At 72.8% G+C, this 14,566-nt stretch carries 13 protein-coding genes; 6 read left to right on the top strand and 7 right to left on the bottom strand.

Going from position 1 to position 14,566, the window contains the following annotated elements:
• Positions 1-314: 314 nt before the first annotated feature.
• Positions 315-1,289 (bottom strand): helix-turn-helix transcriptional regulator, encoded by a 975-nt coding sequence (locus ACZ6BB_RS25075; protein ID WP_471617414.1) that lies wholly within the window; start codon positions 1,287-1,289, stop codon positions 315-317.
• 61 nt (positions 1,290-1,350) lie between these two features.
• Here ACZ6BB_RS25075 and ACZ6BB_RS25070 point away from each other — a divergent pair, with 61 nt between their 5' ends.
• The 5 genes from ACZ6BB_RS25070 (at position 1,351) to ACZ6BB_RS25050 (ending at position 7,922) form a co-directional block, all read left to right on the top strand.
• Entirely contained in the window at positions 1,351-2,913 is a 1,563-nt protein-coding gene (locus tag ACZ6BB_RS25070) for an MFS transporter (RefSeq protein WP_471617413.1), read from the top strand.
• A 361-nt stretch (positions 2,914-3,274) separates the two neighbouring features.
• Complete coding sequence (locus ACZ6BB_RS25065) at positions 3,275-4,087, top strand: DeoR/GlpR family DNA-binding transcription regulator (RefSeq protein ID WP_471617412.1); 813 nt, start codon at positions 3,275-3,277, stop codon at positions 4,085-4,087.
• Positions 4,084-5,031 carry a 1-phosphofructokinase gene (pfkB, locus tag ACZ6BB_RS25060; RefSeq protein ID WP_471617411.1) on the top strand — a complete coding sequence of 316 codons (948 nt, stop codon included), beginning with the start codon at positions 4,084-4,086 and terminating at the stop codon, positions 5,029-5,031. Before ACZ6BB_RS25065 ends, pfkB begins: the two co-directional genes overlap by 4 nt.
• A 226-nt stretch (positions 5,032-5,257) precedes the next feature.
• On the top strand, positions 5,258-7,447 hold the full coding sequence (locus tag ACZ6BB_RS25055) for a fructose-specific PTS transporter subunit EIIC (RefSeq protein ID WP_471617410.1): 2,190 nt from the start codon (positions 5,258-5,260) through the stop codon (positions 7,445-7,447).
• Between the two features lie 196 nt (positions 7,448-7,643).
• On the top strand, positions 7,644-7,922 hold the full coding sequence (locus tag ACZ6BB_RS25050) for a hypothetical protein (RefSeq protein WP_471617409.1): 279 nt from the start codon (positions 7,644-7,646) through the stop codon (positions 7,920-7,922).
• Positions 7,923-8,026: 104 nt separating this feature from the next.
• Here ACZ6BB_RS25050 and ACZ6BB_RS25045 read toward each other — a convergent pair whose 3' ends face one another.
• The 4 genes from ACZ6BB_RS25045 to ACZ6BB_RS25030 all read right to left on the bottom strand — a co-directional run bounded on the left by ACZ6BB_RS25045 (position 8,027) and on the right by ACZ6BB_RS25030 (position 12,809).
• Positions 8,027-8,785: a DUF6227 family protein gene (locus tag ACZ6BB_RS25045; RefSeq protein WP_471617408.1), complete on the bottom strand. Its 759-nt coding sequence runs from the start codon at positions 8,783-8,785 to the stop codon at positions 8,027-8,029.
• 157 nt (positions 8,786-8,942) lie between these two features.
• Complete coding sequence (locus ACZ6BB_RS25040) at positions 8,943-10,160, bottom strand: L,D-transpeptidase (protein WP_471617407.1); 1,218 nt, start codon at positions 10,158-10,160, stop codon at positions 8,943-8,945.
• A gap of 278 nt (positions 10,161-10,438) precedes the next feature.
• Positions 10,439-11,479 (bottom strand): P1 family peptidase, encoded by a 1,041-nt coding sequence (locus ACZ6BB_RS25035; RefSeq protein ID WP_471617406.1) that lies wholly within the window; start codon positions 11,477-11,479, stop codon positions 10,439-10,441.
• Positions 11,469-12,809 (bottom strand): low temperature requirement protein A, encoded by a 1,341-nt coding sequence (locus tag ACZ6BB_RS25030; RefSeq protein WP_471617405.1) that lies wholly within the window; start codon positions 12,807-12,809, stop codon positions 11,469-11,471. The genes ACZ6BB_RS25035 and ACZ6BB_RS25030 overlap by 11 nt, the downstream gene beginning before the upstream one ends.
• 227 nt (positions 12,810-13,036) lie before the next feature.
• Between ACZ6BB_RS25030 and ACZ6BB_RS25025 the strand changes: the two genes are divergently transcribed.
• Positions 13,037-13,219, top strand: coding sequence for a hypothetical protein (locus ACZ6BB_RS25025; RefSeq protein WP_471617404.1), 183 nt, complete (start codon positions 13,037-13,039; stop codon positions 13,217-13,219).
• 31 nt (positions 13,220-13,250) lie between these two features.
• On the opposite strand, the gene mscL is transcribed toward ACZ6BB_RS25025, so the two are convergent.
• On the bottom strand, positions 13,251-13,727 hold the full coding sequence (gene mscL, locus ACZ6BB_RS25020) for a large conductance mechanosensitive channel protein MscL (protein WP_471617403.1): 477 nt from the start codon (positions 13,725-13,727) through the stop codon (positions 13,251-13,253).
• Positions 13,728-13,829: 102 nt separating this feature from the next.
• A complete protein-coding gene (locus ACZ6BB_RS25015; protein WP_471617402.1) occupies positions 13,830-14,444 on the bottom strand; it encodes a hypothetical protein in 615 nt (204 codons plus the stop codon).
• Positions 14,445-14,566: the final 122 nt, after the last annotated feature.

The following is a 14,566-nucleotide window of genomic DNA, read 5'->3' as shown; positions in this document are numbered from 1 at the left end:
TCCTCGCACGCCCTCACCGCCATCGCCGCGCCCCGACCGCACCGCACCGCCCCGAGACCATCCGAAGCCAAGTCCCGACGCTCTCCCCCCAGCGCCGGGACTTTCCGAGAGCCGGGCTTCGGCGCCTCCCCCCCCTGGCGCCGAGGCCCGGCTTCCTTCCGTTCGCCGGGCCGGGCAGAACGAAGGGCCACCCCGGACCTGAACCCCGGGGTGACCCGAACGGCAGATTGTGCCACAGCGGGCCTTCTCCGCCGGAGGCGTCGCGAAGGCCAAGCCCGCACGTCATAGCGCCCGAGGAACCCTCGCCGCGCGCCTCACTCCTCGGCGCCGCCCGCCGCCCGGGTCAGTCGCGCACCCAACTCCCTTACATACCCGATCAGTTCGGGCGGCTCATGCACGGTGAACTCGCAGTCGACCATGGCCACCCGTACGGCCAGCCACTCCACGGAATCGCCGACGGAGGCCCGCAGCCGGCAGCTGTGCTCGTCGACGGGTTCGGGCGTACCCAGCCAGCGGGGCAGCCGGGCCGCGATGAACTCGGCGGGCGCGGCGAAGGTGACGTCGAACGCGTAGGTCTCCTGCCGCCGGTACATCGACTGCCGCAGATACTCCTCCGCGCTCCCCGTCGGCAGCTCGCGCGGCGCGAACCGGGCCCCGGTGGCGAAGGGTTCCTCGACCCGGTCGACCCGGAAGGTGCGCCAGTCGGCGCGGTCGAGGTCGTACGCGACGAGATACCAGCGGCGGCCGGTCGACACGAGCCGGTACGGCTCGCAGTGGCGCCGTGAGTCCGTGCCGTCACCGGAACGGTAGGCGAAGCGCAGCCGCTCCCGGCCGGCCACCGCCGAGGCCATCACGGTCAGCGTCTCGGGGGTGACCGTCGCTCCGTCGCCGCTGGTCAGGGGAGTGGTGGCGGCCTGCAGCGTGGAGACCCGGTGGCGCAGCCGCGACGGCAGGACCTGTTCGATCTTGGCGAGCGCCCGTACGGACGCCTCGTCCACGCCCTCCACCGCGTGCCCGGCCCCGGCCCGCAGTCCGACCGCGATCGCCACGGCCTCCTCGTCGTCCAGGACGAGCGGGGGCATCGCCTTCCCCGCCACCAGCCGGTAGCCGCCCTCGGCGCCCATGGTCGCCTGTACCGGATAGCCCAGCTCGCGCAGCCGGTCGATGTCCCGCCGGACGGTCCGCCGCGAGACCCGCAGCCGGTCGGCGAGTTCACCGCCCGGCCACTCACGGGGCGTCTGGAGGAGGGAGAGGAGCTGAAGGAGCCGCGCCGGGGTGTCCGTAGTCATGCCCCGAGCATGCCGGAGAACTAGGACACGATCTGACCTACTCGACCTCTACCTTCACACCATGACCTCGACAACGAGCGCCCTGAAGGGGCGCGGGGAACTGCGCGACCAGCCCCGATCAACCGCCGGTGACCCGACCACCGCCACCGAAACGGGGCTCCCCTCACCCCCCGACGCCGACCGACGGCGCTGGATCGCCCTCGCCGTCGTCATGACGGCCGCCTTCATGGACCTCGTCGACGTCACCATCGTCAACATCGCCATCCCCTCCATCCAGCGCGGCGAGCACGCCTCGTTCAGCCAGATCCAGTGGATCACCGCCGGGTACGCCCTCGCCTTCGCCGCGGGTCTCGTCACCGGCGGCAGGCTCGGCGACATCCACGGCCGTCGGCGGATCTTCCTCCTCGGCATCGGCGGCTTCACGCTCGCCTCCGCGCTGTGCGGCCTCGCCGCGAACCCGGAGATGCTGGTGGCGGCGAGGATCGCGCAGGGCGCGACCGCCGCGCTGATGGTGCCGCAGGTGCTGTCGATCGTGCACGCGACCTTCCCGGCGCACGAACGCGGCAAGGTGTTCGGCCTGTTCGGGGCGATCGTGGGCCTGGGTGCGGTCTCCGGCCCGCTGCTCGGCGCCCTGCTCATCGAGTGGAACCCGCTCGGCCTGGAATGGCGGGCGATCTTCCTCATCAACCTTCCGGTCGGTGTCGCGGGCCTGATCCTGGGCCGCCGTTTCATCGCCGAGTCCAGGGCCCCGCACGCCCTGAAGCTGGACCTCGTGGGCGTCGCGCTGGTCACCGCCGGTCTGCTGATGCTGCTCTACCCCCTCACCCGGGGCCGGGAGCTGGGCTGGCCGCTGTGGGGGTACGTCTCGATGGCCGGCTCGCTGGTCGTGCTCGCGGCGCTGGTGGCGTACGAGCGGCGCAAGACCGCGCGTGACGGATCCCCGCTCATCGAACTGTCGCTGTTCCGGGTGAAGAGCTTCGCGGCGGGCATCGCCGTGCAGACCGTCTTCGGCATCGCCCTCGGTGTGTTCTTCCTCGTCTGGACGCTCTACCTGCAGACCGGCCTCGGCTGGAGCGTCCTGCGGGCCGGTCTCACCGGTGTCCCGTTCTCCCTCGCCGTGTCGGTCGCGGCCGGCGTCTCGGTCCAGAAGCTCGTCCCGCGCTTCGGGCGCAAGGTCCTCCAGGCGGGCGCGCTGCTGATGGCGGCCGGAGTCCTGCTGTACCTGGGCGCCTCCGCGCACTACGGCCTCGCCATCACCCCCTGGCAGATGGCCCTCCCGCTGGTCGTGATGGGGGCGGGCATGGGGCTCATCGTGGCCCCGCTGACCGACGCGATCCTCTCCGGGGTGCCGCGTGAGCACGCCGGGTCCGCGTCCGGGCTGATCAGCACGGTCCAGCAGATGGGCAACGCGCTGGGGCTCGGCCTGGTCGCCGTCGTCTTCTTCGGTGTCATGGACGACCACCTCGCCCCGGCCGACATCGGCCCCGCCTTCGTCGACGCCTTCGAGTACGCCCTCGGCTGGGTGGCCGCGGTCCTGTTCGCGATCTTCCTGCTGATGTTCGCGCTGCCGAGGCGGGCGGCGGAGACCGAGGTGGCGGCGGAGGACGGTGAGCCGGTGCGCTGACCGGCCGAGCAGCGGGGCTGCTCGGCCGGGCGGTGACGGGAGCGGGGCGGGGCCTTACGGGGCGCCCGCCCCGCTCCCGTCGTACGCCCGCTCCCGTCGTAGGCCCTCGCCCCTTGTCGTACCCCCGCTCCCATCGCACGGCGCCCGCCCGATCAGCGCGTCCTGCGCTCCCGCGCCTGGCCACGCGCGCCGTGCCCCTGCACCCACACCACCCCGCACGCCTCCGCCTGCCTCTGCCCGATCATGCCCGTCCATGTCCGTCCGTGCCCGTATCACGCACGAACCTGTTTACTTTCCGGACATCCCGGCGTAGCATCCGAGCGAAACCACAGAGTCGGGCATCAGTCGGAGGCGAACGGACATGTACGCACCCGAGCGGCAGCAGGAGATTCTCCGGCTCGCGCGTGACGGTGGCCGGGTGGACGTGATGGCGCTGGCCGAGCAGTTCCAGGTCACGGCCGAGACGATCCGCCGGGATCTCAAGGCCCTCGACCGCGCCGGCCTCGTGCAGCGCGTGCACGGCGGTGCGATCCCCGCCGGCCGCCTGGACTTCGAGCCCGACCTCACCGAACGCGAGGGCACCGCCGCCGACCAGAAGGACCGCATCGCCCAGGCGGCCCTCGCCGAACTGCCGAACGACGGCACGATCGTCCTCGACGCCGGTACGACCATCGCGCGCCTCGCCGCCGCCATCCCGCTGGAGGCCGCGCTCACCGCGGTCACGCACAGCCTGCCCATCGCCGCCCGCCTCGCCGACCACCCGGGCATCCAGCTCCATCTGGTCGGCGGCCGTGTCCGCCACCGGACCCGCGCCGCCGTGGACGCCTGGGCGCTCAGGGCCTACGGCGAGATCCGCGCGGACGTGCTCTTCGTGGCCGCCAACGGCTTCTCCGTCGACCGCGGCCTGACCACGCCCGACCTCGCCGAGGCCGCCGTGAAGCGCGCGGCCGTCGCCGCCGCCCGGCGCGTGGTGCTGCTCGCCGACTCCTCCAAGCACGGCCAGGAGCACTTCGCCCGCTTCGGCGACCTGACCGACGTGGACCTGCTCATCACCGACAGCGGGCTGAACCACGACGACGCCCTCACCATCGAACGCAAGGGCACCGAGGTGCTGCGCGTCCCGGGCGCCGAACCCGCGGGCGGCTCCACCACGGGCCGGAAAGACCGCTCATGATCCTCACCGTCACCCCGAACCCGTCCCTCGACCGCACCTACGAGGTCCCCTCCCTCGACCGAGGCGAGGTCATCCGGGCCACCGGTGAGCGTATGGACCCGGGCGGCAAGGGCGTCAACGTCTCCCGGGCGGTCGCCGCCGCGGGCCGCCGCACCGTGGCCGTGCTGCCCCTCGGCGGAGCGCCGGGCGCGCTGGTCGCCGACCTGCTCGACGCCCAGGGCATCGAGGTCGCCCGAGTGCCGGTCGCGGGGGCGACCCGCTCCAACATCGCCCTCGCGGAGGCCGACGGCGTCCTGACGAAGATCAACGCACCCGGCCCCGAACTGTCCGCCGCCGAGCGCGAACTCCTCCTGGAAGCGGTCCGCGCCCAGTCCGCCGATGCCTCCTGGATCGCCTGCTGCGGCAGCCTCCCGCGCGGCCTCGACCCGTCCTGGTACGCCGAACTCGTCGCCCGCGCCCACGCGGCCGGCGCCCGCATCGCCCTGGACACCTCCGGCCCGGCCCTGCTCGCCGCGCTCCGCGAACGCCCCGACGTCGTCAAGCCCAACGCCGAGGAACTGGCCGAGGCCGTGGGACGCCCCCTCGCCACGGTCGGCGACGCCGTCAAGGCCGCGGAGGAACTCCGCGAGATGGGGGCCGGCGTGGTGCTGGCCAGCCTCGGCGCCGACGGTCAGCTCCTCGTCGACGCCTCGGGCGCCTGGTTCGGCACCGCCCGTGTCGCCGTCGTCCGCAGCAACGTCGGCGCCGGCGACTCCTCCCTCGCCGGTTTCCTGATCGCCGGCGGGCAGGGCCCCGAGGCGCTCGCCTCGGCCGTCGCCCACGGCGCAGCGGCCGTCCAGCTCCCGGGCAGCGTCATGCCGACACCGCGCGACCTGGACCCGGCGGCGGTGACGGTCACGGCCGAGGTGCCGGCGGACCGGGTGCTGAGGGAGCCGGTGTCATGATGCGGGAATCGCGAACGAACGTTCATTTTGGCCGAGGGGGCCTCCCCGCTCCTCGCGCCACCGCCGCCGTCGACGGCCCGCGAACGAACCTTCGTTCTGCGTTACCCGCCGCCGCACACCGACACGACCCCCGGCCACACCTCCTGGCCCATGCCGCCCCCCACTCTTCCGTCCCCACCCCCGCCCACCACATCCCCCGGGCGATACGCGTGCGAAGGAGCCCGCGATGAGCGAGATGATCACCGCGGACCTGGTCGACCTCGACCTGTCCGCCGAGACGAAGGAAGCGGCGGCGCGTGCCCTCGCCGAGCGCATGGTCGCGAAGGGCCGGGTCACCGACCTGGACGGTTTCCTCGCCGACGTGGCCGCCCGCGAGGCGCAGATGCCGACCGGCCTCGACGGCGGCATCGGCATCCCGCACTGCCGCAGCGAGCATGTCACCGAGCCGACCCTAGCCTTCGGCCGCAGCGCGGCCGGCGTCGACTTCGGCGCGCCCGACGGCCCCGCCGACCTGATCTTCCTGATCGCCGCGCCCGCGGGCGCCGACGACGCCCACCTCACGATCCTCTCCTCCCTCGCCCGCCAGCTGATGAACACCGAGTTCACGGACGCGCTGCGCGCCGTGGACGACGCGGCCCACGCCGCCGCGCTCATCCGGGGCGACGCCACCGGCGACGACGCGGCCGAGGGCACCGAAGACTCCGCGGCGGCGTCGGGCGGAACGGCCTCCCCCGACGCCGCCGCGGTCAGCACCACCCCAGCGGCGACCACCCCCGAGAAGGCCACCCCGGCGGCGACCTCCGCTGCCGGGACTGCTCCGACCGGGACTTCCGCGACCGGGACTGCTCCGACCGGGACTTCCGCGACCGGGACCGCTCCGGCCGAGGCCGCCCCGGCGGCGACCGCCCCCGCCGAAGCCCGCCCCTTCCGTATCGTCGCCGTCACCTCCTGCCCCACCGGCATCGCGCACACCTACATGGCCGCCGAGTCGCTGGAGAACGCGGGCCGGGACGCCGGTGACGTCGAGCTCGTCGTCGAGACGCAGGGCTCGGCCGGCTTCTCCCGCCTCGACCCGGCGGTCATCGCCGCCGCCGACGGCGTGATCTTCGCCCACGACGTGCCCGTACGGGAGAAGGACCGGTTCGCCGGGAAGCCCACCGTCGACGTCGGCGTGAAGGCGGGCATCAGCCGCCCCGGCGCACTGATCGCCGAGGTCCGGGAGAAGGCCGAGCGCGGCGAGGTCACGGCCGCCGCCCGGCCCGGCACCCCCGTCGACCGCGCGGGCGAGTCCGGCGACGGCTACGGCACCAAGCTGCGCAAGTGGCTGATGTCCGGCGTGAGTTACATGGTCCCCTTCGTCGCCGCCGGCGGTCTGCTGATCGCCCTCGGCTTCGCGATCGGCGGCTGGGAGATCAACCAGGCCAAGCCGGTCACCGAGCACTTCGACTGGCTCCAGATCGACAGCTGGGCGGCCCTGCTGTTCCAGATCGGTGCCGTCGCCTTCGGCTTCCTGATCCCGGTCCTCGCCGGATACATCGCCTACGGCATGGCGGACCGGCCGGGTCTCGTGCCGGGCTTCGTCGGCGGCATGATCGCCGCCGACATCAACGCCGGTTTCCTCGGCGGCCTGGTCGCCGGTCTGATCGCCGGCGCGGTCGTCCTCGGCATCCAGCGGGTCAAGATCCCACCGGTGATGCGGGGCATCATGCCGGTGGTCGTGATTCCGCTGATCTCGTCGCTGGTCGTCGGCTTCCTGATGCTGGTGGTGATCGGCAAGCCCATCGCCCAGGCCCAGAAGGGCATGACGGACTGGTTGAGCGGCCTCTCCGGCAGCAACGCCGTCCTGCTCGGTGTCCTGCTCGGCCTGATGATGTGCTTCGACCTGGGCGGCCCGGTCAACAAGGTCGCCTACGCCTTCGCCACCGCCGGCATCGCCGTGCAGGACCCCAGCGACTCCGCGATGAAGATCATGGCGGCCGTCATGGCGGCCGGCATGGTCCCGCCGCTGGGCATGGCGCTCGCCACCACCATCCGCAAGAAGCTGTTCACCACCGCCGAGCGCGAGAACGGCAAGGCGGCATGGGTGCTCGGCGCCTCGTTCATCTCCGAGGGCGCGATCCCCTTCGCGGCCGCCGACCCGCTGCGCGTGATCCCGGCGTCCATGGCGGGCGGCGCGGTCACCGGCGCGCTGGCCATGGCCTTCGGCTCGACCCTGCGGGCACCGCACGGCGGCATCTGGGTCACCCCGCTGATCGGCAAGCCGCTCCTCTACCTGCTGGCCATCGCGGTCGGCACGGTCGTCACGGCCGGCCTGGTCATCCTCCTGAAGGGCATGCGCAAGGCCCCGGCGGGCACGGCGGCCGACTCCACATCCGCGGCGGCCGAGGAGCGGACGAAGGAGCCGGTCGCGGCCTGAACCCGTGACCGTACGCAGGCCGCGGCCCCCTCCGACGGGGGGCCGCGGCCTCACGCGTCCCGGAGGGCCGCCCCCGCCCCCTCACTCCACGCGCCCCTTTGCGCCGCTTTGCCGTGCGTATGATGTGTACGCCACACCTGCGAGATACGTCACGGTCCGGGCCCGAAGTCCCATCCTGTGGTGTCTACTGGACGGCATGCCTGAGCACGTGTCGATCCTCCAGCCGTTGGGCCTGGCCGCCCTCGCCCTCGCGTCGGTCATCTGGGTCGCCCTGCTGGTCCGCGTACTGAACCGGGACCACCAGGTCCACCGAGGCCGCTTCGCCACCCTGAACGGCCGGCGCGGGCAGCGCGGGTGGGGCCTGCCGCACCAGCGCCGCAGGGGCCCGTACGTGGAGCACGTGGAGCTGACCCCGGCGGAGCAGGACGCCTTCGCGTTCCTGGCCCGCCAGTTCAGCGACGACCGCCTCGCCTGAGCCGTCACCGACCGGGCCTTTCACTGCCGCCGGGGCCTTTCGCCGCCGCCCGGGCCTTTCACCGCCGCTCGGGCGCCCCTACGCCGTCCGAGCGGCGGTGGCGTCTAGCCGAGCGTCCCCGCCCGCCGTTCCATCGCGTCCCGGGCCGCGTCCTCCGTCGCGTACACCTCGCACATATGGCGTCCGTCCGCCGTGGCCGTGTGCTCGACCTCCCACAGGGAGATCTCCTGCCCGTCCGTGAGCAGGAACGCGTGCTCGTAGAGCGAGAAGCTGAAGCCGGGCCGGCCGTGCCGCGCGGGGCGGTGCGGGCGGCCGAAGGCCTGGGTGATCTCGTGCGCGAACGCGGTGCGCAGCAACAGCGTGGCGATCTCGTCCCCGGGCGGATCCGGGTTCTCCGCGCGCCGCAGCAGGCGACGGGCGTGGTCCGCCGAGTCGTCCGGCACGTACTCGTGGCGGGGCTCGGGGAACGCCGCCAGCTCCACGACGGCGGGCAGTTCGAAGTCGGCGGCGTCCGGCGGCAGCGGCAGGCGCGCGGTGGCGGCCCGCAGCTCCTCCTCGTCCGTGTACACCTCGTGCTGGATGTCACTGCCGAGCGCCGTGTTGTGCACCAGTTCCCACAGAGTGACGGCGGAGCCGTCGGCCAGCAGCCAGGTGTGCCGGTACGTCGTCCGGTGCAGCCCCGAACTGTAGTGCGCGGAGTGCAGCGAGCTGTCGTGGGCGAGGGCACAGTCCAGCTGCCGGATCGTCTCGTCGGGCAGCTCGAAGGAGTTCAGGGCGCGGCCGAGGAGCCGCGCGAGGTGCTCCTCAGGAGACTCGGGCGACTCGGGTGGTTCGTACGCTGCCGTCTCGTACGGAACGCTCAAGGTTTCTCCCGGCGTTGCTGCATGTCACCTTGTGGGTGCATACCGTAGCCCCTCGGTCGGACATCATGTCCGGGAACCGAGAAAACGTACGCCCGTTGAACGACGGAGCCGCGCGGTCTGTTCCCGCGCGGCCCCACGAACCAGCTGAGCAGAGTGGTCAGATACCGTCTCCGGCCGTCCACTCGCTCCACGGCATGTTCCAGCCGTTGAGGCCGTTGTCCGGCGCGACCGTCCTGTCCGGGGAGTTCTTCACGATCACCACGTCACCGACCAGGGAGTTGTCGAAGAACCACTTGCCGAGCGTGTCGGCGTTCGCGCCCTGGGCGTCCGCGAGGCCGATGCAGCCGTGGCTGGTGCCCTCGCGCCCGAAGGGCGGGTTGCCCCGGTTGTACCAGTAGTTGCCGTGGACGAAGGTGCCCGACGTGGTCAGCCGCATCGCGTTCGGCACGTCCGCGATGTCGTACTCACCGCCGAAGCCCACCGTCGACCCGTTCATCCGCGTCTGCCGGAACTTCTCCGAGATCACCATCTGGCCGTTGTACGTCGGGTTCGCGGCGGCGCCCGCCGAGATCGGCACGGTCTTCAGCGTCTTCCCGTCCCGCTCGACCGTCATCGTCTGCGTGTTCACGTCCACCGTGGAGACCTGTGCGCGCCCGACCGTGAAGGTGACCGTCTTGTCCTGCACGCCGTAGAGGCCGTTCGCGCCCTCCACGCCGTCCAGGTCCAGCTTCATCGTGACCTTGGAACCGGCCTTCCAGTACTCCTCGGGCCGGAAGTCCAGACGCTGCGCCCCGAACCAGTGCCCGACCACCTCCTGCCCGCTGCTCGACGTCACCTTGATGTGCGACTGCACGGCCTTCTTGTCCGTGATGGCCTTGTCGAAGGTGAACGACACCGGCATCCCGACCCCGACCGTGGTGCCGTTGTCCGGGGTGTACGTCCCGATGAAGCTGTTGGCCGTCGACACGGTCGTGAAGATGGAGTTGGCCGCCGCCGTCTTCCCGGTGGCGCTCTTCGCGGTGGCGGAGATCCGGTACTTCGTGCCGCGCTCCAACTGCTCCTTCGGCTTCCAGGACCGCCCGTCCGCCGCTATCTCGCCCGCCACGGCGGCGCCGCCCTCGACGGCGGTCATCTTCACCTGGGTCAGCTTGCCGCCGCTGACCTTCACCCCGGTCGCGTTGATGGACGCGCCCGTCGACCCGTCCTTCGCCGAGATCGTGATCCGCGCCACCGCGTCCTCGGCCGAAGTCCCCTTGCCGCCACTCTTGTTGTCGGCCTGGGCGTCCCCGCCGCAACCGGTGAGGGTCAGCGCACCGACCACCAGCACGGCACAGGTCCCCAGTGCCCGCCGTACAGCAATCTTCGGCCTTGTCACGATCTGCTCCAGCTTCTTCGCGTCCGCGTGATCCGCGTGATCTACGTGCTCCGCTCCGTTACGTGGAGAGAGAGCGAGCGGCGGCCGGGCGGGTTCCCGCTGACTCCCGCCTGACGGCATCACGTGACAGAACCGGGACAATCGCCCCCGGCGGCACCCGCTGAACGCTGGAACTACCGACCCCTCAGACCCTTTTGACCCCCTTGGTCCCCCTCGCCCCCTCCCTCCCCCCACCCTCCCCACCGCTCATCTCCCTCGCCCCCCGTCTCGCCTCCCCCTCACTCCTCCCCGTTGTTTCCGTACAGCTCCCCGTACGACGGCCACGCGCCCCCCGGCCCGTCCACCGACTCGGCGGCCCGTACCGCCCGTACGATCGCCCGCGTCACCAGGTCGGCCCCCGCCGCGAGGAGGGCGTTGAGGGCGAGGGGGCCGGCCTGCGGCGACAGCGGCCGGGCGCCCGTCGCCAGGGTGAACACCGTGTCCCCGTCGTTGAGCAGATGCACGGGACGCACGGCGCGGGCGATGCCGTCGTGGGCCGTGCCGGCCAGCTTCTGGGCCTGGGCGCGGGTCAGGTCGGCGTCGGTGGCGACCACGGCCAGCGTGGTGTTCATCGGGGGAGGGGGACTCTGCGCGGACGCCTCCGCGAGCCGGCGCCGCGCGCTCTCATGGACCTCCGGCGCCGGATACGCCGTACGTCCCTGGAACAGTTCCCCGTAGAGCACCCCCGTCTCCGGGTCCGTCACCGAGCCCGCCGCGTTGGCCACCACCAGCGCGGCCACGGTGATGCCCGAGTCCAGCACGGTGCTCGCGGTGCCGATGCCGCCCTTGAGCAGCCCGGCCGTCGCTCCCGTCCCGGCACCCACGCACCCCTCCGCCACCGGGGCGCCCGGCCCGCTCGCGTCGGCCGCCTCGACCGCGGCCCGGCCGAGCGCGGCATCCGGTCTGGCCCCGAAGTCCCCGCCCCGCCCCAGGTCGAAGACACAGGCGGCCGGCACCACCGGCACCACGTGCGCCGGGTCGCGGCCGACCCGCACGCCCCGCCCCCGCTCCTCCAGCCAGGCCATCACGCCCGACGCCGAGTCCAGCCCGTACGCGCTGCCGCCGGTCAGCACCAACGCCTCGACCTTCTGCACCAGGTTGCGCGGGTCGAGCGCGTCCGTCTCCTTGGTGCCGGGCCCGCCCCCGCGCACGTCCACGGCCGCGACCGCGCCGCCCACCGGGGCCAGCACGACCGTGGTCCCGGTCAGCCAGCCCTCGCCGATCCGGGTGGCGTGACCGACCCGCAGGCCGGCTACGTCGGTGAGCGCGTCAACTGCCATGAGCGTCACCGGTGCGGTGGGCCGGGTCCGTCCCGGGGGCCTGAAGGGTCTCCTCGGCGCGGTGGTCCCTGGCGGAGAGCGCGACTCCGACCGCGACCGTCGCGGCGGCCACGAGGCCGGCGGCCGGGACCGCCCAGTGCCCCAGGAACGTGCACCCGACCACGGCCAGCGCGGAGAGCGGCAGAACGGCCTGCCGGGTCGTGCCCACCTTGTAGTGGCGGGCGTGCAGCGCCCACACGGAGAGGAGATACAGCGCCGTCGGCAGGGTCACCGCGGCGGACGCGGCCAGTGTGGAGATGTGCGCCTTGCCCACCGCCTGCTCCACCGCGACCTCCAGCCCGGCACCGATCGCGGCCGCCGAGGCGAAGATCAGGTAGTGGCCGTAGCCCCACAGGAAGCTCTCCTTGCCGGAGCGCAGATGGCCGTGGATGGGAACGGTGAAGTAGACCCACCACGCCGAGAACACGATCAGCAGTCCGCCCGCCGCGATCGGCAGGAGCTCGCCCAGCGCGTCCTCGTCGTCCACCGCCGACTTCACGGCGACCGTCGCCGCCAGGATCGTCTCGCCGAGCACGATGATGGTGAACAGGCCGTACCGCTCGGCGATGTGGTGCGGATGCCAGGACGTCTGGAAGCCCTTCTCCGCGAACACCGGGACGCACAGTTCCGCGATCGCCATCACCAGGAACAGCCACGGTCTGGCCGGCTCCGGCAGGACCAGCAGCCCCAGCCAGCCGATCTGGCAGAGCGCCACACCGCCCGCGTACCGCAGGGCCGTGGTGCGCTCGGGGCCCGTCGCGGTCCGCGCGGCCCGCAGCCACTGCGCGGTCATCGCCAGTCGCATGATCACGTAACCGAGCACGACCAGCAGCCAGTCGTGGTCCTCGAAGGCCCGGGTGACCCCGGCGGCGAGCACCAGCACACCGGCGATCTGGACGAGGGTCACCAGCCGGTACGGCACGTCGTCGTTGTCGTACGCCGAGGCGAACCAGGTGAAGTTCATCCAGGCCCACCAGATCGCGAAGAACACCATCGCGTAGTTGGCGATGCCCTCGGCCGCGTGCGCCTCCGCGACGGAGTGCACCAGCTGGACGCCCGCCTGGGCGACGGCGACCACGAAGCACAGGTCGAAGAGGAGCTCCAGCGGTGAGGCGACCCGGTGCTCCTCCCCTCGCCCCCGTGCGACCAGCCTGCGCACCGGAGCCCGGCCGATGCCGGAAGGGGCGGCGGCCGAGGCCGACGACGAGGCCCGGGGCGCGGCCGAGGCCGTGCCGGAGCCCGGGGCCGGTTCCGGAGCCGAGGGGGTCGAGGGCGTGGAACGGGACGTCATGCGGCCAAGCACACCAGATGGCCCGGCGGAATTCTCGCTCGGGTGCGCACAAGTTCCCGGAGGGATCGACGGAGTGCGCGGAGGTGCCCGGCGGACGCGCGGAGGGGCTGGCCGGACGCGGGGACGGGCTCGGCGAGCGCGTGGACGGGCCGGGCGGACGCGTGGACGGGCCGGGGGAGGGGGCCGCGGCCGGCCGTCGGCCGGGGCCGGGGCCGTACTCTGGAGGCATGAGTACCGCTCCCGCCCCTGAACCGCGTGACCCCAAGGCCGCGCTGGTCTTCGACGACCCGTTCAGCCGGCCGTCGTCCGACGACACGGACCACGGGTGGGGCGAGCGGCCAGGTGACGGCGGCGACAGCGCGGCCGACCTGAGGCGCTTCCTCGACGAGAAGCCGCCCCACCACCTCTGACACCGTCGGCCGAGCGCTGCGAACGCCGCCGCTAGGTGCGGTCGTGACCCGAACCGCGCTGGGCCACCAGGGCGTCGCGGATCTCCTTCAGGACCTCCAGCTCGGTCACCTCGATGACCTCGTGCGTGCCCTCCTTCGCCTTGCGGCGGGCCTCCTGACGGGCCAGGTACTTGGCCATGGGAAGCACCATCAGGAAGTAGACGACGGCCGCGGTGATGAGGAACGTGAGCGTCGCGTTCAGCACCGTGCCCCAGAGGATCGCGACGCCGTCGGTGACCGTCCCGTCCGCCGCCACCGTGCAGGGGCCCTTCAGGCACGACCGGTACTGGTCGAGGTTCTTCGTGCCGAACGCCCCCACCAGCGGGCTGATGACGCCCTTCACCACCGCGTTGACGATGTTGGTGAAGGCCGCGCCGATGACCACGGCGACGGCCAGGTCGACGACGTTCCCCCGCATCAGGAAGGCCTTGAAGCCCTCCCAGACGCCCGGCTCCTTCTGCTTGCTCACCACGAGGCCCTTCCGCGCTGATTGTGGAACAAATGACTCCGCAACCTACGGCAGGGCCCGGCACCTGTGTCCAGTCGGGTCCCATCATCGTGGGCCCCGACGTCACCACAGCGTCACCGCCAACCGGGATGTGGCGCCCGCGCCCGCCAGCCGGGCCGCGGTGCGGCGGGGCACGGTCAGGACGACCAGGGCTCCGCTCTCGGCGGCGTCGGCGGCCGGCACCTTGGACACACGGGCGCCGCGGGCGACGATCCGTGCGGCACCGGCGCCCGTCGCCGACTCCTCGGCCGCGATCACGTCGACGCGGTCGCCGGGGCGCAGCAGCCGTACCGTCGCGCCGTCGGCGATGCGTACCGGCGCGGTCACCGTCTCCGAGGAGGCGGGGCGCTCGGGGACCGGACCGGACACGGGGTGGCCCCTGACCCGTCCGGGCTCCCGGGCCCCCGCTCCCGTCACCAGCAGGGCCGCCGCGGTCACCGCCAGGCCCGCGGCCAGGGCCCGTCGTCGGCAGCGGGCGAGACGACGGAGCCGGTGCGCCCCACCGCGCACCCTGAGCGGCGCGAAGTGCGGAACCTCGCAGGTGGGAGGGGCGTCGGCACCCGGTGGGCCGACGGCCCAGGAGGGAACCCGCCCGGGTACGTACGGGGCTGTCGACGAGGGCGGGGATGCGTGCACGTGAGTCGGCCGGGGTGACGGCTCGGGCGAGGGACAGGACATAGGGACCACCACCTGCTGTGTGAGATCGGCTGGCGGTCCCACGATGAGGTCTCGCGGCGAAGCCCGCCGAGACCTGTGGATCACCGGCCGACTGTGGAAAACCCCACCACCCGAACGAGGAG

This window comes from Streptomyces sp. NPDC041108 (genome assembly GCF_055592645.1).
The sequence above is the reverse complement of the archived record's forward strand: the minus strand, read 5'-3'. Positions and strand labels throughout refer to the sequence as shown.